The organism is Hydrogenispora ethanolica (assembly GCF_004340685.1).
Classification (GTDB): domain Bacteria; phylum Bacillota; class UBA4882; order UBA8346; family UBA8346; genus Hydrogenispora; species Hydrogenispora ethanolica.
Genome location: NZ_SLUN01000025.1, coordinates 69885 through 88675 on the forward strand (window position 1 = coordinate 69885; position 18791 = coordinate 88675).

Genomic DNA, 18791 nt, shown 5'->3' on the forward strand with positions numbered 1-18791 from the left:
AGTTCAATTTTTATACTGCGCATGAACAAAGGTGAGAGAATGGCCGCTCCATTGATCCCCGCGCTCGATCCCATTGCCGGGAAGCTGCGCCGGAAACAGCTGGAACTCGCCGCGCTTGAAGCGCGGCTGGCCGAGTGCGAATTGGAACTGTTGACGTTCCGAACCGCGCTCTTGGAGTTTCAGCTTCGCTATGAGAAAGCAGTCGGCCCGCTCTACGCCGAACTGGACCGGATCGAGGCGGAGATCGCCGAATTGCGGGCGGCCCGCAATCCGGGAGACCGCCGGGCTGCCGGGCGGGCGCGCGCCGCCCGGGCCAAAGCCGACCAGTCCGGGCGGGCGGCCGATGAATCCCACCAGCAAAAGAACTGCGGGAAGTTTAGGCCCGGTGAGGAGCTGAAGAAGCTCTACCGGGAACTGGCCAAGCGCTTCCATCCCGACTTAGCCGGCGGAGAGCGGGAACGGATCCGCTTCGAAAAACTAATGTCCGCTGCCAACGCCGCTTACGCCGAGGAAGACGAGGGACGCCTGCGCCAGCTTTTGGAGGAAGCCGGCGGCGCAGCGGAAGCGGTGGACGGCCCGGCGCCGGACGGAGTCGCGGCCGCGCTCGCCCGGGTGGAACAAAAGATTGCCCGGCTCACCGAGCGTTTGGAGGCCATTGCCATAGAAATGGCGGAGTTGCGGGGCTCGCCCCTCAATCAGCTGAAAAGGCAAGTCGAAGAAGCGGGCAGCCGCGGCCTGGATCTCATCCAGGAGATGGCCGGTTTTCTGCGGCGCGAGATCGGCCGGGCCTTGATCCGAAAGTCAAAAGTAGCGGCGGGAAACGGAGAGCAAGGCTCCGGCCCTTCTCCGGGGTGCGGATATGGATAAAACGAAGAACCCCGAATGCACGGGGCTGGTCGGCAGCGCCGCCCAGCCGTTGCGGCTCCGGTCCGACTTTTATAGCCGCGGCGCGAAACTGGCGGAACGGGTCGAGAGCCGGTCCGCCGTCCATTTCACCGACCCCGCGTTGGAAGCTGCGGTCCGCGCGGCCGTTGCCAAACCCGGCGGCAAGCTGCTGTTCCGCGATGTTCAACATCTGCCGGCATTGAAAGCCGCCAAGCGTGGCATCGGCGATCTTGCTGGCATTGGCAGCCTGCGCGGCATCCGCGAGCTGTCATTGCAGGGGAATCTCCTCACCGATCCGCAGCCGTTGGCCGCTTTGGCGGAACTGTGCTATCTCAACCTCTCCGGGAACAGCCTCTCCGAAATCGCTCCTTTGACGCAACTAAAGCGCTTGCAGCATTTGCTGCTGGGATGGAACCAGCTCGGGAGCGTGCCGGATTTGTCCGGGTTGGAAAGCCTGCAGGATCTGGTCCTGTCGTATAACCGGATTGAGCGGCTCGATTTTCTGAGCGGCCTGGTTGAACTGGAAGAGCTGCATCTGATGGGGAACCGCATCACCGACCTTTCCCCGCTGGCCGCACTGTCCCGATTACGGATCCTGTCGCTGTCGAATAACGAGATTGCCGACCTGACGCCGCTCGCCAATCTCAAACGGCTGGAAAAGCTCTGGCTGGCTCGGAACCGGCTAGGCGATCTCGGGCCGCTGCGGCATTTGGACCACCTCAAAGTGCTCAGCCTCAGCGGCAACCGGATCCGGGACGCCGCCGCGCTCGGTTGCCTGACCGGACTGCGCGAGCTCGATCTTTCCGGGAACCGGATCCGCGATCTCGGGCCGCTGGCGCCGTTGGGCGAACTCCAAGAATTAAACCTGGCCAAAAACGAGATTTGCAGCATCGCCGTTTTACAGTCCCTCGCCAAGCTGCGAACCGTGGCGCTGGCGGAGAATCCGCTCCGGTATACCGAGGATCTGGCGACGCTAAAGACATTGAATCTTCTGAATGCCAGGGGATGCCGCCTCAGGCCCCTGTGGATGAATGAGGATTGAAAAGGCAATCGGACCGGCGCTGCCGGTTGCCCCATCCGGCGGGCTCCGGCCCAGCGGCAAATAGCCTCTTGAAACGGCAGCATCGCTCCGGCTCAGCGGAGAAAGCGCGATTGCCCTTTGCAAATAAAAACGGTTTTGGTATTTTGGCCTGGGCCGGGGGATGGTATAATAAGGCTACTACTCCGGTGGTTCAATACCTCGAAAGGAGTTTGGGAAGATCGCGATGCTGTAACGCGTTTTCCAAAACTTCGGATTCATCCGTTGACCGCCGGATTCATCAAAAGACGGCAAGGAGTAGGAAATTCATGGATTTGGACCGGGTTTTGGAGCAAGCGACGCAGTGGGCGTGGGAAGCCGGCCGGTTGCAGCTGGAACACCTGGGGGCCGGGCATTTGCGGATAGAGCGAAAATCCAGCGATTATGACCTGGTCACGGAGGTGGATAAGCTTTGCGAGGCCTATCTGGTCGGGCAGATTCGCAAAGAATATCCCGATCATTCCGTCTTATCCGAGGAAACCGGGGAGGACGGAAGGGAATCCGCGTACCGTTGGGTCATCGACCCAATCGACGGCACCACCAATTATGTCCACGCTTATCCCATTTTTGGCGTGTCGATTGCGTTGCAAGCGGCGGGCCGTTCGATCCTCGGGGTGGTCTATTTTCCGGTATTGGGGCACCTCTTCCAGGCGCTCAGGGGCCGGGGTTCCTATCAGGACGGCCGGCGCTTAAAGGTCTCGGAGACCGCCGAGTTGTCCCGGGCGTTGCTGGCGACGGGGTTTCCGTATGACAAGGCCACCAGCGCCCAGAACAATCTGGATTTTTTCAACCGTTTGGTGCCGCGGATCGGCGGCATCCGGCGCAGCGGCAGCGCCGCCTTTGACCTGTGCAGCGTGGCCGCGGGGCATCTGGATGGCTTTTGGGAGTTGAAGATCAAACCCTGGGATATGGCGGCCGCCGGTTTGATTCTGGAGGAAGCCGGCGGAACCATCGTTTATTTATCCGGCTATGAGCCGATTTCGCTGGCAGCCGGCAATCCGAGGATTTGTCAATTAATTCTGGATGAAATCGCGGTGGTGGACGGGACGAAACCGGCACCGGCAAGGAGGAACTGAATTGAACAACCTGTACTGGCGCATCCGGCGTTTCCTGTTTCAAGAATTCACCCCCGTCACCAAGACGCTGTTGTCCCTGGGAGCGCTCTGCTTCGTATTGGGCTTCATTCTGCCGGTCCTGCGGGACTGGCTGGTTTTGACCCCCCGGAGCATTCCCATGAATCTCTGGGCGGTGTTAACCTATCCGCTGGTCAATCCGGATCTGATTTCGCTGCTCTTCGCCATCCTTTGGCTATGGTTCATCGGCAGCAGCCTGGAAAGGACCTGGGGCAGCCCCCGTTACGCATTGTTCCTGGGGTTGCTGGCGGGCGTGACCGGGTTGGCGATGGTGCTGGTCGAAATCTGGCTGGGAATCTTTCAGCCCATCTATGGGTTCTGGTTATTATCGGTGGGGATCACCTGGGCCTGGGCGGAGTTGAATCCGGGGCGGGAGTTGCTGTTCTGGGGGATCATTCCGATCCGTGCCCGCTGGCTGGCATGGCTCAACGCTTTGATGATCGGCTATAGTTATTTGCAAACTTATTGGCTGCTGGGGTTGGCCTCGCTCAGCGGAATCCTCATCGCTTATTGGTTTGTGGGGAGCGGCGGCCGCGGTTACCGGTCCGGCCCGAAGCGGGATTCCCAAAGCTGGCTGGAGGAACGGCGCCGCCGGAACCGGCGCAAACGGTTCCGGATCATTCATTAAAACCCGGCGCAGCGGCACTGCGGATCCGGACCCGGTTCCACGGTCCGGCGTCGTTTGCCGTTACCGTTTGGCTAATGGAGCGGGATAAGACCGCTTTGGCGCCGTTCTCCAGATAATTCCATCCGGGTCCCAGGTCGATCAGCCATTCCCGCGCGGCTTGAGAAAAAGTGGCGGAGCGCACGCCGATGTCGGCTTCGGCATATTCCAGCATTTCCGGCTGGCTGAATAATGCCTCCAAAGCGATTCTGGGCGAAGATTTGCCGGCGGTGTTCAGCACGGGATCCCGCAAAACGGTGCGCTCCACTCCGCTGCCGCCGGGTAGAAATAACCGCAACCGCAAAGGCGGGCGTTCCGGCTTGAAAAGCTCCGGCAGCGGTTTGCCGGAGGCGTCAAAGGCCTCATAGCGATAGCGCCCCTCGGGCAAAGCGATGAGAAGATAAGGGTAGCTTATCACCTGGGCGGTTATTTCGCCGGGTCCGGGCGTGACGGCGCGGAGCATGATTTTTCCGGCTTTCAGCCCGGCCAGCTCCAAACGGTATCCGCTGTTGGGTTGCAATCCCCAATTGAAGTAATAAAATTGCCGGCCGCCCTCGGACCAATTCCTGACTTCCGGGACCGGATTGGCCGGTTCGATCCAGGCGGGCAGTTCGTGTACCACCTGGACCGCGGGTTTCGTCATTCCTTTGGCAAAGACGAATCCGGCGCCGATTCCGGCGGCGGTTAGCGCCAACAGCATAAGCATGTCGATAGCGGAAAGCTTCTTTCTCACGGGCGACCTCCTATCAATGGACGAAAAAACGACTTTATCCCTTGCTTTTCTGAGTTTTTATTGTTCACCCTGTCCTTCGGACAGGGTTTATCTCAACGCTTTTCATGTCGTTGCATATAGGACGAATATCGGGCCGGGTAAGTTCCGTGCAACATTTGCCATTGCATGGGCGGGCGAGTCATTCGTTACGAACCGGAATCTTTAATAAACAGTGATGAATGGTCGGTTCGCTTGACACTGTCAGAATGACATGTTTTAATGAAGAAAGATTAATAAAAGTGGGGGAACGTCATCATGATCGAACTGGTTGGCAAGGCGGTTTATCTGATCCGGGGTAAACTGCTGATGGACGCTGAATCTGTAACGTATGACGATATCAACCGGCAACTGGAGCAGCAGGGGCTGCCGCTGCTTTCCGCCGGTCCGGACGCGCTTGCCCGGTCCAAGTCCGGCACGATTGCAAGCCAAATTTTATTGCAACACAATCAATCGCAGGACGAGCAGAATCTGAAATTGCGCTTTGACGCCCTGGCTTCTCACGATATCACCTATGTCGGAATCGTTCAGACCGCCAGAGCCAGCGGCTTGCGAGAGTTTCCCGTGCCGTATGTCCTGACGAACTGTCATAACACGCTTTGCGCGGTCGGCGGAACCATCAACGAGGATGACCATGTTTTCGGTTTATCCGCGGCCGAACGCTACGGCGGGATCTTCGTCCCGGCCCATCAGGCGGTCATTCATCAATATATGCGGGAGATGATGGCGGGCGGCGGCCGGATGATCCTGGGTTCGGACAGCCATACCCGTTATGGCGCGTTGGGCACGATGGGGGTCGGCGAAGGGGGGCCGGAGATTGTCAAACAATTACTGCGGCGGACCTATGACATCCCCTATCCGGAAGTCATCGCGGTCTATCTTGAGGGCCAACCGGGTCCGGGGGTCGGGCCGCAGGATGTGGCCCTGGCCATCATCAAAGCGGTATTCGCCAATGGCTTTGTGAAGAATAAGATCATGGAATTCGTCGGGCCGGGGATCGCCAATCTGACGGTGGATTACCGGAACGGGATCGATGTGATGACCACCGAAACGACCTGTCTCAGTTCCATCTGGAGCACCGACGACCGGGTCGCCGCGTATTTGGGCCTGCACGGCCGGCCCGATGCCTATCGCGCGCTGGAGCCCGCGGAGATCAGTCGTTATGATGGCGCCATCCGGGTCGATCTCAGCCGGATTGAGCCGATGATTGCGCTGCCTTTCCATCCCAGCAACGCCTATCCGATCCGGGAATTGAACGAGAATGCCGCTGCCATCCTGGGCCAGGTGGAGGAGGAAGGCCGGCGGCAGTTGGAAAATCCGAAGCTGGAATTCAAGTTGAGCCAGAAGATCGCCGGCGGCCGGCTGCGCGTCGATCAGGGCGTGATTGCCGGCTGCGCCGGCGGAACGTTTGAGAATATTGCGGCGGCCGCGGCCATTTTGGAAAACGGCAGCACCGGCAATGGCCAGTTTGCCCTGAGCGTTTACCCGGCCAGCCAGCCGGTGAATTTGGCGGTGATCCGCAGCGGACTGGCGGAACGGTTATTGCAAGCCGGAGTGACCTTGCGCACCGCTTTCTGCGGGCCGTGTTTCGGCGCCGGGGATGTCCCGGCCAACGGCGGACTCAGTATCCGGCATTCCACCCGTAACTTCCCGAACCGCGAGGGTTCCAAGCCGGCTAATGGCCAGATCGCGTCCGTGGCCCTGATGGATGCGCGTTCCATCGCCGCCACCGCACTGAACGGCGGGAGGTTGACGGCCGCCTCGGAAGTATCCGCGCCCGTCTCCGCGGTGGCTTACACCTTCGATAAAAAGGTCTATGAGAACCGGGTCTATGACGGCTATGGCAAGCCCCATCCGGAAACGGAACTGAAATTCGGGCCCAATATCGCCGATTGGCCGAAGATGATTTCCTTGCCGGAGAACCTGCTTCTGAAAATGGCCGCGGTAATCCACGACCCGGTGACCACCACCGACGAGTTGATTCCCTCGGGAGAGACCTCCTCGTATCGTTCCAATCCGCTGAAATTGGCCGAGTTTACTCTGGGCCGGAAAGTTCCCCAGTATGTCGGCAGGGCCAAGGATTTTCAAGGGCTGGAGCAGGAACGGCAACGCCTTTTGGCCGAGGGAACCGCCCACGAGCCGCAATCGACCGAACTGGGACGAATTTTCCTCACTTTATTCGGGGATGAAGAACCGACGCCGGAAAAGGTTCACCAAACCTTAGTGGAGACCGGTTTGGGGACCGTTATCTTCGCCCGGAAACCGGGCGATGGCTCCGCCCGGGAGCAAGCCGCTTCCTGCCAGAAGGTGCTCGGAGGCTGGGCCAATATCGCCGTGGAATATGCGACCAAACGCTATCGCAGCAACCTGATTAACTGGGGAATGCTGCCGTTTGTAATTCCCGAGGATTACCTTCCGGAATTCGCGGTAGGAGACTTCATCTACATCCCGATGATTCGGGAAGCGGTTCAATCCGGCGCGGCAGAGATTCAAGCCTTTTTGATCAATGCCGACGGCAGAAAACCGTTCCGCCTTTGGCTGCCGAATCTCAGCGCCGATGATCGTGCGATTATCCTGGCCGGATGCTTGATAAACTACTACGGGCAAGAGTCAAAATAACTTAATTCGCTCATCAGGGCAGAAACATTTTGAGGAGGGACAGAAATGATTTTTGGAAGCATCGAACATTTGGAGGAAGATCGGAAGCGCCTCGCGGCACCGCTTCTGAAAGGCTTGGAGTTCTTAAAGAACAATGACCTGGCCAAGCTGGAGCTCGGCAGGCACGAGATTGACGGCGGCAACCTTTTTGCCCTGGTTCAGGAGTACCAGACCTCGCCCAAAACTGAAAAAAAGGCGGAAGCTCACCGGAAATTCATCGACATCCAATATATCGTGTCGGGGACCGAAATCATCGGCTACGGTCTGGAGAATCCCGCCAATGAAGTGCTGGAAGATCGCTTGGCTGAAAAGGATAACATTTTTTATAAGAGTGTCGCCGGAGAGATGGAACTGATCCTCTCCGCCGGGATGTACGCGGTACTATTCCCCTACGACATTCACCGTCCCGGCTGTAATTACGGTGCCGGAACCAAAGTCCGCAAGATTGTCCTGAAAGTAGCCGTGGATTGATAAACCGATTTTATCGTTGGACGAGACGGTTGGGTGGAAATCTCAACCGTCTTTCATTTTGCCTGCCCGCGGCCGTCTTGGAGGAAGAAAATTCCGGCAATCATAAAAACTGCTAAAAAAATCCCCCGAAATTGCCGATAGATCAACTGGGTTCGGATCCGATGCAGAGTAATCTGAAACCTTGAGCGAGTGAGGAGGAATGACCCATGAAGTCAGTGATGAGTGAGGCTGTTGGAGAAGTTCATCCCGTCCTTTCGTGCTCAAGACGCTGTTTAAACCGGGCGATTCGCAACGCCCTGAATCGAATCGATTGCCGTCTGGCGGCGCTGCAAGCCCCGGCTTTGGCGCAGCACTATTCCGGTGAAGCACCGGAGCCGGACGCCGTTTGGCCGGGCCTGCTCTGGCTGAGTTATGAAGCGACGAATAACCCGAAATATTCGAAGGCGGCTGTCCCACTGCTGGAAGCTTTGGGTGAGCGGTTGCGAAAAAAGGAAGAAATTGTGAACCTGGGCGCTGTGACGACGCTTTCCTGCGTGGCCGCTTACCGTTTATCCGGAGACACCCGCGCGCGCCAATGGGGACTGGCTGCGGCGGATGATTTATGCGCCCGTTTTCAGCAAAAGGTTGGCTGTATCGCGGCTGGGAACGGTCCGGGTACGGCGCAGGACCGGATCCAATTGAATATCGAGTATCTGATGAGCTTGCCGCTGCTTTATTGGGCCAGCGAAGTCTCGGGAGAACGCCGTTATCATAAGATTGCCTACCGACATGCCCGGCAAACCGCATTGCATCTGGTACGAGAGGATCTTACGGTGGCCCATTCATGCTGGATGGATATTCGGACTGGCCTGCCGGTCGCGGAAATCGGCGCCGCGATTTCCAGCAAAACAGTTCGGCCGTGGGATCCGGCGTGCGCCATCTATGGTTTTACGTTGAGTTATATATATACGCGGGATTGGAATTTCCTCGCCCTCGCCGCGAAGCTGGCGGATTCTTGGTTAAGCCTGCTTCCGGAGCAGGGGATTTGGCCGGACTTCATCGCTCCCGAAGCTGGAGACGGGTCATGCGCTATCTCTGCAACGGCGCTGGCGGTTTGCGGGCTTTTGGAGTTATCCAAGCATATGCCGGTCATTGATGAGGCCAAACGATCTTATGAAGGTTCCGCGCTGGCTGTTTTACACGTCTTGATCGAACAATATGCGGCGTCGGCAAAAAACGCCGACGGATTATTGAATTACTCCCTCGCCGAGGGAGAGACGGCTCGTGAACATACTGCCTGGGGCGATTATTTCTATCTGGAAGCATTGCTGCGGGTAACGACCGACTGGGGATTATATTGGTAATCCAAAGAACGGAATCGATTGGTTTGCGGTGTCGCTTCAAAAGAATGAGGATATCATCGGCCTGCTTTCTTCTTTTTCCGCTTTCCCCGACCCTTCGTCCCCCATCCCGGCCCCCTAATATATCAGTAGATTCCCTCTCGTGTAAGGTATGGTCTTTCGTCCAACTAGGATATTCTTCATCCTTGTAAGGGATGCTTTGATCCGTGTAAGGGATGCCGCAATCCTTTCAAAGGATCCTTCGATCCTTGTAAGGTATGATTCCATCCGTGTAAGGGATGGTTTTCATCCTTGTAAGGGATGCTATGATCCTTTCAGAGGATCCTTTGATCCTTTCTTCCCGAAGGATCATCCTAGCTTCCTGAGAACTCGGGGAAGCATCCTCAAGACGCATACCTGCATCTTCAACGATCATCCTTCCTTCCTTAACGATCATCCTTGCTTCCCGAAGGACCATCCTTCTTTCCCCGAGGTTTGAGGAAGCGGGACCAAGGCTTGGGGAAAGAGGACCAATCCTTGGGGAAGCTGCCCAAACATCAGGGGAGCCGGCCGGACCTCGAAACAGGCTGCCCCGAAAATCCATGGGGGACGGCCTCTTTTTATTGCGGCAGGGGCATTTTATGCTTTTGATTCGCCGGGAACGTCGAAATAACCCTATTAACATCAGCCAATTTGGCGCAAGCTATCGGATGGAATTACTCTTTGACAAATTGGTCCAATTTGGAATATAATGATTTTGGATCAGTCAATTAATCCTTTTGGCATTGAAGGAGCAGAAGATGAGGATTGCGATTGATAAAGCTGCCGGAATTCCCATGTATATTCAGATCAAGGATCAGATCAAAACGATGATTGCCGAGGGGGCGCTCATTCCCGGCGAACGGCTGCCCACCGAACGGGAATTGGCTGATGAACTGAAGGTCAGTCGCAACACCGTGAGCATGGCTTACCAAGAACTTCAGGAGGAGGGAGTTTTGTCGGTTGGCCAAGGCAGGGGGACCTTTGTAACCGTGGACCAACCCACGAATGCGGGCGGAACGACCGGTCCCTTGGAACGGAGCCGGAAAGAAAAAGTGCTGCGTTTGATCGATCTGGCCATCGAAGAAAGCCTGGATCTGGGATTCTCACTCGACCAATTCCTGGCCCTGGTCATGGTGCGGGCGCGGGAAAAAGAAGAATCCCTGCGGAAGGCGCGGGTCTTATTTGTCGATTGCAATCAGGAACAGTTACATAATTTCATCCGGCAATTCCGGGAACTGGTGCGGGTGGAGATCATTCCGTTGCTGCTGGAAAAGTTCCTGGTCGCCGGTCCGGAGATCGCCGCCTTGGTAAGAGAGGCCGATCTGATCGTGACCACAACGACGCATTGGGAAGCGGTCCAACGGACTGTCGTGAAATTGGGCGCGGAGACGGAGATTGTCTCGGTTGCGGCCCAGCCTCAGCTGGAAAATTTAATTAAATTGATTCGTCTGGCGCATACGGGCGGGATCGGGCTGATTTGCTTGAGCCCGGAATTCCCGGAGATCGTCCGCCGGGCCTTGGCCAGGTTGGGAGTCTATGATCTGCAGCTCGATTACACGATCGCCACGGAACGGGCCGCCCTGCAAAGTTTCATCGACGGGCACGATATTTTATTGGCTTATGTGGAACGTTATAAAGAAGTGAAAGCGCTGGCCGGAGAGAAAGAGGTCATTCCCTATATCCATGAATTGGACATCGGTTCGGTGAATCTGGTGCGCCGGGCAATCGACCGCGCTGTCAGCGGCAGAGAAAAGAGAGGTTCATGATGAAAATTCCGACACTGGTGATGGGAGTGATCGGCATGGACGTCCATGCCGTGGGGAATAAAATATTGGAGAAGGCGTTTACGGAGGCCGGTTTTAACGTGGTCAACCTCGGCGTCATGGTATCCCAGGAGGAATTCATCCAGGCGGCCATCGAGACGGCGGCGGACGCGATCCTGGTCTCGTCACTGTATGGCCACGCCGAATTGGATTGCCGGGGTTTGCGCGCCAAATGCATGGAGGCGGGAATCGGGAAGATCCCGTTGTATGTCGGAGGAAACCTGGTCGTCGGAAAAGCGGATTTTGCCGAGGTGGAACAGATTTTTAAAAAAATGGGATTTAACCGGGTTTATCCACCGGGCACCATGCCGGAAACGGCCATTGCCGATTTGGCGAAGGATCTCGGGGTCAACGAGTGGCTCCCGGGAGTGAGACCTCAAGGACAGGAGGGCTGGCGTCATGGAGTTGACGAATCGGCGGTTGAGCGAAGGTGATTTTGAGGCGATCCGGCGGGAAGCTCTCGGCCAATGGCCGACCGGAGCCGAAGTAGACCCGGAGGAGGCCGTTGCCTACCAGAAAAGGATTTCCAAGACCAAACGTTTTTCGGAACGGCTGGCCAGAGCCCAGGCGGAGGGGGAGATCCTGATCCAGCCCCGGGCCGGCGTGGCCTTGGTCGAGGAACAGATCGCGCTGCTGAAATACTTGGAGACGGAAGGGGAAGCCGATCTGCTGCCGGTCACGGTAGACAGTTATACCCGGCAAAACCGTTATCACGAGGCGCAGACCGGAATCGAGGCCAGCCGCAATGCCGGCCGTTCCATGCTGAATGGTTTTCCCGTGGTCAATCACGGCGTACTGGCCACCCGGCAAGTGGTCGAGCAGGTCGGCCGGCCGATTCAGGTCCGGCACGGCACTCCCGATGCCCGGCTCCTCGCCGAAATCTCGTTGGCCGCCGGGTTTACCGCGTTTGAGGGCGGCGGAATCTCCTATAATATCCCCTATGCCAAGGAGATGCCCCTGGAACTGACGATCGCCCATTGGCAATATGTAGACCGTCTGGTGGGCTGGTATGAAGAACGCGGCATCGCCATCGATCGGGAACCCTTCGGGCCGCTCACCGGGACGTTGGTGCCGCCGTGCATCTCCCATGCGGTGGCGATTATCGAAGCTCTGCTCGCCGCCGAGCAAGGCGTGCGCAATATCACGGTCGGGTACGGCCAATGCGGAAACCTGGTCCAGGACGTGGCCGCTTTACGGGTCTTACGGCGGTTGGTTGCCGAATATCTGGGGCGTTTTCACTACGATCAGGTACGGACTTATACGGTCTTTCACCAGTGGATGGGCGGTTTCCCGCCCGATGAGGCCAAAGCCTTCGCAGTGATTGGGCTGGGCGCGGTGGCGGCGGCCTTCTCCGGGGCCACCAAGGTGATTGTCAAGAGCCCGCATGAGGCTTTCGGCGTCCCGACCAAGGAAGCCAATGCCGAAGGGCTGAAAACCACCCGGCAGGTATTGAACATGCTGCGCGATCAAAGCCTGCCGGATTCGCCGGAGCTGCAGGAGGAAACGGAAATGGTGGAGGAGGAGACCCGCTGCATCCTGGAGCGGGTGCTCGAACTCGGCGACGGCGATTGGGCCGTGGGCGCGGTGCGCGCCTTTGCGGCCGGGGTCCTGGATGTGCCTTTTGCCCCCAGCCGCTGCAACCGGGGGAAGGTGATGCCGGTACGCGATCAGAACGGCGCCGTGCGGTTGCTGGATCCGGGAAATCTCCCGCTGAGCAAAGAGATCATGGCTTTTCATCAACGCAAGATTGGCGAACGGGCCCGGGCCGAGGAACGGCCGGTCAGCTTTCAAATGGTGATTGACGATATCTACGCCATCAGCAAGGGAATGCTGGTCGGGCGACCCCGGTAAGGGAGGAGAGCATAATGCGGATTGCGAAAATGATATGCGCGCCCGGACGGACCGGTTTCTTCTTTGACGATCAATTGGCGATCAAGCGCGGCGCGGAGCCCGATGGCGCCGCTTATCGCGGCGAGCCGTTGCTGCCCGGTTTTACCAGCGTGCGGCAGGCCGGAGAGGCGATCTCCGTTCTTTTGGTGATGGAGGACGGCCGGATCGCCCATGGCGATTGCGCCGCGGTCCAATACTCGGGCGCCGGCGGCCGCGATCCGGTATTCCTGGCGAATGAGTTCATCCCCATCGTTGAACAAGTGGTGGGGCCGCGCCTGGTAGGGCGGGAACTGAACGGTTTCCGGGGACTCGCCGAGGAGCTGGATCGTCTGGTGGATCCCGCCAGCGGGAAGCCTCTCCATACGGCCATTCGCTACGGAGTTACCCAGGCGGTGCTGGACGCCGCCGCGCAGGCCGCCAACCGGCTGATGGTCGATCTGGTCGCCGCCGAGTATGGCACCGAGCCGGTATCCGAACCCATCCCCATCTTCAGCCAGAGCGGGGATGATCGGTACGCCAACGCCGACAAAATGATCCTCAAAGGAGCCGATGTGCTCCCGCACGGCTTGATCAATAACGTCCCCGCCAAGTTGGGACGACGGGGCGAACTCCTGCTGGAGTATGTCGGATGGTTGCGCGAACGGATCGAGCGCTTGAAACCGCGGCCGGATTACCGGCCTGTGCTCCATCTGGATGTTTACGGCACCATCGGCCTGGCTTTCGAAAACGACCAGGGCCGGATCCTCGACTATCTGGCCCGGCTGGCGGCGGCGGCCGCGCCGCTGTCGTTGCGGATCGAGGGTCCGGTGGACATGGGCGGCCGTCAAGCCCAAGCGGAAGCCCTGGCTGGCCTGCGGCAGGCATTGGATTCCCGGGGGATTCCGGTGGCGATCGTGGCCGACGAATGGTGCAACACGTTGGAAGATATCCAGTTGTTCGCGGATGCCCGGGCCGGGCATATGATCCAGATCAAAACCCCCGATCTGGGCGGGATCAATAATTGCATCGAGGCGGTGCTTTATTGCAAGTCGCAGGCGATCGGCGCCTATCTCGGCGGAACTTGCAATGAAACCGACCGCTCCGCCCAGATCTGCGTGCATCTGGCTTTGGCCACCGGACCGGACCAGATTCTGGCCAAACCGGGCATGGGCGTGGATGAGGGGTATATGATCGTCTATAACGAAATGCGACGGGTGCTGGCGCTGCGGGAAGCCTTGCGGTAAAGCGCTCCTTGGGGTCCAGAAATGAAAACGAGGTGGCTTCGTAATGGAAGAGATGCGAATTCTATCGCCGACCGCCATTTTGGGGTACGGGTTCCCGCAATCCTCCTTTGAAGAGGGGCTGCGCCGCCGCCCCGATGTGATCGCCGTGGACGCGGGGTCGACCGATCCGGGACCGTATTATTTGGGATCGGGAGTCTGCTTCACCGACCCGCGGGCCGTCAGGCGGGATCTGACGTTGATACTGGAGGCGGCGCTGGAGCGGCGTATTCCGGTGATCATCGGCAGCGCCGGCGGGAGCGGCGGCACCGTTCATTTGCAGCGGGACCTGGGGTTGCTGCGGGAGATCGCCGCCGAACGGGGGTGGCGCTTCCGGGTGGCCGTGATCGGCGCCGAGATTGCCAAGGAAACCGTGGAAGGGCACTGGCGGGCCGGGAAGGTCAGTCCGCTGCCCCCGGCGCCGGAACTGACGGAGGACGATATCCGGGATTCGGTGCGCATCGTGGCCCAGATGGGCTTGGAGCCGGTGCTGGCCGGCCTGGCGACCGGAGCCGACGTCGTGCTGGCGGGGCGGTGTTACGACCCGGCGGTCTTCGCCGCCAAAGCGGTGCAGCAAGGGTTCGATCCCGGTCCCGCCGTTCATCTCGGCAAAATTCTGGAGTGTGCCGCCATTGCCGCGACGCCGGGCAGCGGCAGCGATTGTCTCCTCGGCTATCTCTACCCGCAGGCCTTTGAGGTGGAACCGCTCAATCCGGCCCGGCGTTGCACCACGCTCTCGGTGGCCGCCCATACCTTGTATGAAAAGTCCAATCCCTACCTTTTGCCCGGCCCGGGCGGGACCCTGGATTTGCGGGAAACCCGGTTTGAACAGGTGGGGGAATCCCGGGTGCGGGTGTCCGGGAGCCGTTTCGTCCGCTCCGATCCCTACAAGCTCAAGCTGGAGGGAGTGCGGCGGATCGGATACCGCACCGTGGCCATAGCCGGAGTCCGCGACCCGGTGATGATCCGGGAGATCGACGCGATCATTGCCGGGGTGCGCGAACGGGTGGCCGACAATTTTAAGAGCGAACCTTTTACCTACCGGCTGGATTTCAAGGTGTACGGCAAAAACGGGGTAATGGGCGGTTTGGAGCCGCATCCGGCGCCGGACGGCCACGAGTTGGGAATGGTCATCGAGGCGGTGGCCGACACCCAGGACTGGGCCAATACCATCTGCGGCTTCGCCCGCTCGACCATGCTTCATTTCGGCTACCCCGGCCGGATCGCCACCGCCGGGAATCTGGCTTTTCCCTATTCCCCTTCGGATTTTAAGGCGGGGGAGGTCTATGCCTTCAGCATTTACCATTTGATGGAGGTTGACGACCCTTGCCAATACTTTCCCGTGGAAGTCGTCGCGGTCTAAAAGCCATGTGATAAAGTCCTTAAATTCGGAAATCATCCTTTCAATGGCCTAAAAAACGACTTTATCACTTGCTTTTCTGAGCTTTTGTGTTCACCCTGGCCTTCGGACAGGGTTTATCACAACGCTTCTAATGACGCGTTGAAAGGAGTGTTTCCGGTATGCCCACGCCGTTGCTGAAGATTGCCGAGGTGATCCGGAGTAAGAATTCGGGGCCGTATGAGTTGACGCTGGATATTATCTTCCGGGATTGGGAGATCTTCCGCCGGGTTTGCGCGGCACGGCTGATCACTCCGGAACGGATCGCCGGGCTATACCGGGTTCCGGTTGCGGATGTGCTGGCGATCATCGAGTTTGAACCGGCCAAGGCCATCAAGATCAACCTGCGGCGGCCGATCCCTTCCGGTTCGCCGGGCGACACCGACGTCTACGGAGCCCAGCAGCATGCTCCGTTGCTGGATCTGGAATTCGAATTGCCCTAAGTGAGGTTGTGAGGAAGCGGGGCACGCAGGATTGCGCTGTAAAAATTCCAAACGTCGCCGGGCGGGACCGGGCCGGCTTCCAGCGGCGCGCCCACCCGGAATCCAGGGAGGTCACGATGAATACCGTCAACCTACAGGATTTATTGATGTATGCCGTCTATTTCGCGCCGCGGGGCCAGCACCGCCTGATTCATCTCGGGCATCAGCTGGCCCAGCGCCATCTCAATCCGATGGACCGTTTGATCGGCGTCATTGGCGACGCGGGAGCCGGGAAATCGTTGCTGATCAAAGGCTTCTTTCCCGGACTCGAATTGACCAATGACGACACCGGCATCAACGTGCGGCCGCTGCCGATCCTGGAACACGCCGAGAACGGCCGGTTTACGTCTCATACCTATCATTTGGATCTCCGCTTCGAGATGGCGTTCACGCCGGTGCAACGGTTGGCTGATGCGGTCCATGCGGCGCTGGCCGAAGACCGGCGGGTGGTCATCGAACATTTCGAGCTGCTCTACCCGTTTTTAAAGATCAACGCCGGCCTCCTGATCGGCATCGGCGAGGAAGTGATTGTGACCCGGCCCAATCTCTTCGGCCCGCTGCCCGAGGATATCGCGGCCATCGTCTTCCGCTCGCTGCGCTACCGGAAGATGGCCCATACCGCCGAGGATCTTACCGGCCTGGTGCTCTACAAAGAGCTGAATTACCAGGGGCCGGTGGAGCACGCCGATGTGAAGCACGGCTTTGTGCTGGATTTCGCCACCCAACCCGACTTCGACCCGGCCTGGGTGGAAGCGCGGGTCTGCAGCTATATCGAGCAGGGCATCCCCATTCATCCGTTGGACGAGGCGCACATCGCCATCGGCGGAGAGACGATCGGCTGCACCGGGCCGCGCATCCACCTCCGGAAATCCTCGGAAGTGGAACATTTTCAGCTTTTGAAGGAGTTTAAGGTGGATCCGGCCACCGGCCATTATCTATTGGTGGGTTTGGTCGGCGAGGATGAGCAGGTCAACTTGAACGATCTGAATGACTTTTTCCAAGCTTAGCGTTGCAGATTGGAGAGACGGAGAAGAGGGAAGCCGATGCGGCCTTATTTGTTGATCGATTTCGGCAGCACCTATACGAAATTGACAGCGGTCGACCTGGACGGCCCGGCGGTTTTGGGAACCGGCAGCGCCCGGACCACGGTCGCGGACGGCCTGGTGGCGGGGTATCGTCAGGCGCTGCGGCAATTGGAGGAGCGGGTGGGCCCCCTCGATTACGCCAAACGCCTCGCGGCCAGCAGCGCCGCAGGCGGACTGCGGATCGTGGCCAGCGGCCTGGTTCCCGAATTGACCGGGGAGGCCGCCAGGCAAGCGGCTCTGGGGGCCGGCGGCCGGGTCATCCGCACCTTCGGCTTTGAGCTGACCCCGGCGGACCGGGAGGAACTGCTGGAATTGCAGCCCGATCTGGTCTTGCTGGCGGGCGGGACCGACGGCGGCAACCGGGAGATCCTGTTGCATAACGCGCGGCTGTTGGCAGAGAGCGGGCTGGCCGCTCCGGTGATCGTCGCCGGCAACCGGGCGGCGGCGCCGGAGGCGGCCGGCCTGCTCGCCGCCGCCGGCAAGCTCGTCTATGAGACTCCCAATGTCCTGCCTCGCCTCGGCGTCCTCAATACCGGTCCGGCCCAACAGCGGATCCGGGAGATTTTTCTGGAGCGGATCATCCGGGCCAAGGGCCTCGATCAAGTGGCGACGATGATTGACGGCATCGTCATGCCGACTCCGGCCGCGGCCCTGCAGGCCGCGGTCTGCCTGGCGGACGGCGCCGGGCCGGAAGCCCCGGGCCTGGGCGATCTGCTGCTGGTTGACGTCGGCGGCGCCACCACCGATGTCCATTCGGTGGCCGAAGGCTTGCCGACCCGGGCCGACGTGACGCTGCGCGGTTTGCCGGAACCGCGGGTCAAACGGACCGTCGAGGGCGATCTGGGGATGCGCTACAGCGCCCCGGCGGTATTGGAGGCGTTCGGGCCGGAACGGTTGGCGCGGCTGTCGGGCTTGACCCCGGCCGAGGTGGAGGAGGGCATCGCTGAGCGCGGGGCGGACCCGAACTACCTGCCCGGAAATCCGGCGGAGTCGACCCTGGATGCGGCGCTCGGTTTCCTGGCGGTGCAGGGGGCGGTGGAGCGTCACGCCGGCCGTTTGGAACAGGTTTTTGCGCCGCAAGGGATGGCGCTGGTCCAGACCGGCAAGGATCTGAGCCGGCTGCGGACGGTGATCGGCACCGGCGGGGTGCTGGTCCACTCGGCCGAACCGCAGCGGATCCTGCGTGGCGCGCTGTATGATCCGGCCGCCGCGGCGGTTCTGAAGCCGCAGGAGCCCCGGTTGTACCTCGACCGGAACTATCTGCTGCCGACCCTGGGCCTGTTGGCCGGGGAGCATCCGCGGGAAGCGTTTCAGTTGCTCAAGGGGGCGCTGGCGGAGGCGGGTCCGGCCCGTTCCGAGGCGGAACGGAGGACGGGTGCCGGGGAGAAGCCGCTCCGGGCGGGAAAAGGATGATGATCTTCATGTAAAATTTCCCCGATGGTGCAGGAGCCGCCGCTCGACGGGTCGAAAAATATAAGTTGAATTAAATTTCTATGATGCATCATGTCCCTAAAGCCGGCCATGATGGAAAAAATAAGGAATTTAATTCAACTTATTACCGCTGTAATAGGATGAAATAAATTCCGTTTTTATTCCATTTGCATTCGGCCTTAGGAATGCAAATCTTATTAAAGAAATTTATTTCATCCTATCCCGGCGAAGCCGGAACCAAAAAGGTAAAAAACAAGCCAATCACGAAATATTCACCAAAATGAGACTTCCTTTTTGGAGGTATAAGAAAATGTCCTCATTACTTGAAAGGTATACCAAACAAATTAGCGGAATTTTATCATGTTTCGACCGAATTACGATTACTGGTACATTGCCAGGAGTC

The 18791-nt window shown here is 59.0% G+C and carries 16 protein-coding genes and 1 pseudogene; 15 read left to right on the plus strand and 2 right to left on the minus strand.

The features are described 5' to 3' along the window. Positions 1-39: 39 nt before the first annotated feature. The 4 genes from EDC14_RS18145 (at position 40) to EDC14_RS18160 (ending at position 3724) form a co-directional block, all read left to right on the plus strand. Entirely contained in the window at positions 40-867 is an 828-nt protein-coding gene (locus tag EDC14_RS18145) for a J domain-containing protein (RefSeq protein ID WP_132015730.1), read from the plus strand. Further along, positions 860-1927, plus strand: coding sequence for a leucine-rich repeat domain-containing protein (locus EDC14_RS18150; protein ID WP_132015731.1), 1068 nt, complete (start codon positions 860-862; stop codon positions 1925-1927). The genes EDC14_RS18145 and EDC14_RS18150 overlap by 8 nt, the downstream gene beginning before the upstream one ends. 305 nt (positions 1928-2232) lie before the next feature. Next, positions 2233-3039, plus strand: a complete 807-nt coding sequence (locus tag EDC14_RS18155; RefSeq protein ID WP_132015732.1) for an inositol monophosphatase family protein — start codon at positions 2233-2235, stop codon at positions 3037-3039. Position 3040: 1 nt separating this feature from the next. Beyond that, a complete protein-coding gene (locus EDC14_RS18160) occupies positions 3041-3724 on the plus strand; it encodes a rhomboid family intramembrane serine protease (protein WP_165908120.1) in 684 nt (227 codons plus the stop codon). On the opposite strand, the gene EDC14_RS18165 is transcribed toward EDC14_RS18160, so the two are convergent. Next, on the minus strand, positions 3714-4493 hold the full coding sequence (locus tag EDC14_RS18165) for a protease complex subunit PrcB family protein (RefSeq protein ID WP_132015734.1): 780 nt from the start codon (positions 4491-4493) through the stop codon (positions 3714-3716). The genes EDC14_RS18160 and EDC14_RS18165 overlap by 11 nt on opposite strands. A gap of 294 nt (positions 4494-4787) precedes the next feature. Here EDC14_RS18165 and EDC14_RS18170 point away from each other — a divergent pair, with 294 nt between their 5' ends. From EDC14_RS18170 to EDC14_RS18180, 3 genes are all read left to right on the plus strand, one after another. Then, positions 4788-7148, plus strand: a complete 2361-nt coding sequence (locus tag EDC14_RS18170) for a hydratase (RefSeq protein WP_132015735.1) — start codon at positions 4788-4790, stop codon at positions 7146-7148. 45 nt (positions 7149-7193) lie between these two features. Further along, positions 7194-7658, plus strand: coding sequence for a NanQ anomerase/TabA/YiaL family protein (locus tag EDC14_RS18175; RefSeq protein ID WP_132015736.1), 465 nt, complete (start codon positions 7194-7196; stop codon positions 7656-7658). A gap of 206 nt (positions 7659-7864) precedes the next feature. Further along, the gene (locus EDC14_RS18180) at positions 7865-9001 is read left to right on the plus strand and encodes a glycoside hydrolase family 88 protein (RefSeq protein WP_132015737.1); all 1137 of its coding nucleotides are present in this window, start codon (positions 7865-7867) and stop codon (positions 8999-9001) included. 226 nt (positions 9002-9227) lie between these two features. Here the strand turns inward: EDC14_RS18180 and EDC14_RS18185 are convergent, their stop codons facing one another. Further along, positions 9228-9434, minus strand: a complete 207-nt coding sequence (locus tag EDC14_RS18185) for a hypothetical protein (protein ID WP_132015738.1) — start codon at positions 9432-9434, stop codon at positions 9228-9230. A gap of 343 nt (positions 9435-9777) precedes the next feature. On the opposite strand from EDC14_RS18185, the gene EDC14_RS18190 reads away from it, so the two are divergent. The 8 genes and pseudogenes from EDC14_RS18190 to glmL all read left to right on the plus strand — a co-directional run bounded on the left by EDC14_RS18190 (position 9778) and on the right by glmL (position 18370). Continuing rightward, positions 9778-10785, plus strand: a complete 1008-nt coding sequence (locus EDC14_RS18190) for a GntR family transcriptional regulator (RefSeq protein ID WP_132015739.1) — start codon at positions 9778-9780, stop codon at positions 10783-10785. Beyond that, positions 10785-11192 (plus strand): annotated as a pseudogene (glmS, locus tag EDC14_RS18195) (methylaspartate mutase subunit S); the annotation flags it as partial. The gene EDC14_RS18190 and the pseudogene glmS, both read left to right, overlap by 1 nt. A 49-nt stretch (positions 11193-11241) precedes the next feature. Further along, positions 11242-12693, plus strand: a complete 1452-nt coding sequence (locus EDC14_RS18200) for a methylaspartate mutase subunit E (protein WP_132015741.1) — start codon at positions 11242-11244, stop codon at positions 12691-12693. Between the two features lie 14 nt (positions 12694-12707). Further along, positions 12708-13955: a methylaspartate ammonia-lyase gene (locus EDC14_RS18205; RefSeq protein WP_132015742.1), complete on the plus strand. Its 1248-nt coding sequence runs from the start codon at positions 12708-12710 to the stop codon at positions 13953-13955. A gap of 43 nt (positions 13956-13998) precedes the next feature. Beyond that, a complete protein-coding gene (locus tag EDC14_RS18210; RefSeq protein ID WP_132015743.1) occupies positions 13999-15354 on the plus strand; it encodes an acyclic terpene utilization AtuA family protein in 1356 nt (451 codons plus the stop codon). A gap of 158 nt (positions 15355-15512) precedes the next feature. Further along, complete coding sequence (locus EDC14_RS18215; RefSeq protein ID WP_132015744.1) at positions 15513-15833, plus strand: DUF4387 domain-containing protein; 321 nt, start codon at positions 15513-15515, stop codon at positions 15831-15833. Between the two features lie 116 nt (positions 15834-15949). Next, positions 15950-16879 carry an alanine-tRNA synthetase second additional domain-containing protein gene (locus tag EDC14_RS18220; protein WP_132015745.1) on the plus strand — a complete coding sequence of 310 codons (930 nt, stop codon included), beginning with the start codon at positions 15950-15952 and terminating at the stop codon, positions 16877-16879. A 36-nt stretch (positions 16880-16915) separates the two neighbouring features. Further along, positions 16916-18370, plus strand: a complete 1455-nt coding sequence (gene glmL / locus EDC14_RS18225) for a methylaspartate mutase accessory protein GlmL (RefSeq protein ID WP_132015746.1) — start codon at positions 16916-16918, stop codon at positions 18368-18370. The last annotated feature ends 421 nt before the right edge of the window (positions 18371-18791 follow it).

What these genes read in the sequence shown, in the direction of transcription:
- EDC14_RS18150 (WP_132015731.1), top strand. Translation starts at nt 860, where the DNA reads ATGGATAAAACGAAGAACCCCGAATGCACGGGGCTGGTCGGCAGCGCC.
- EDC14_RS18205 (WP_132015742.1), top strand. Translation starts at nt 12,708, where the DNA reads ATGCGGATTGCGAAAATGATATGCGCGCCCGGACGGACCGGTTTCTTC.
- EDC14_RS18180 (WP_132015737.1), top strand. Translation starts at nt 7,865, where the DNA reads ATGAAGTCAGTGATGAGTGAGGCTGTTGGAGAAGTTCATCCCGTCCTT.
- EDC14_RS18155 (WP_132015732.1), top strand. Translation starts at nt 2,233, where the DNA reads ATGGATTTGGACCGGGTTTTGGAGCAAGCGACGCAGTGGGCGTGGGAA.
- glmL (WP_132015746.1), top strand. Translation starts at nt 16,916, where the DNA reads ATGCGGCCTTATTTGTTGATCGATTTCGGCAGCACCTATACGAAATTG.
- EDC14_RS18220 (WP_132015745.1), top strand. Translation starts at nt 15,950, where the DNA reads ATGAATACCGTCAACCTACAGGATTTATTGATGTATGCCGTCTATTTC.
- EDC14_RS18215 (WP_132015744.1), top strand. Translation starts at nt 15,513, where the DNA reads ATGCCCACGCCGTTGCTGAAGATTGCCGAGGTGATCCGGAGTAAGAAT.
- EDC14_RS18200 (WP_132015741.1), top strand. Translation starts at nt 11,242, where the DNA reads ATGGAGTTGACGAATCGGCGGTTGAGCGAAGGTGATTTTGAGGCGATC.
- EDC14_RS18210 (WP_132015743.1), top strand. Translation starts at nt 13,999, where the DNA reads ATGGAAGAGATGCGAATTCTATCGCCGACCGCCATTTTGGGGTACGGG.
- EDC14_RS18145 (WP_132015730.1), top strand. Translation starts at nt 40, where the DNA reads ATGGCCGCTCCATTGATCCCCGCGCTCGATCCCATTGCCGGGAAGCTG.
- EDC14_RS18175 (WP_132015736.1), top strand. Translation starts at nt 7,194, where the DNA reads ATGATTTTTGGAAGCATCGAACATTTGGAGGAAGATCGGAAGCGCCTC.
- EDC14_RS18185 (WP_132015738.1), bottom strand. Translation starts at nt 9,434, where the DNA reads ATGATCGTTAAGGAAGGAAGGATGATCGTTGAAGATGCAGGTATGCGT.
- EDC14_RS18170 (WP_132015735.1), top strand. Translation starts at nt 4,788, where the DNA reads ATGATCGAACTGGTTGGCAAGGCGGTTTATCTGATCCGGGGTAAACTG.
- EDC14_RS18190 (WP_132015739.1), top strand. Translation starts at nt 9,778, where the DNA reads ATGAGGATTGCGATTGATAAAGCTGCCGGAATTCCCATGTATATTCAG.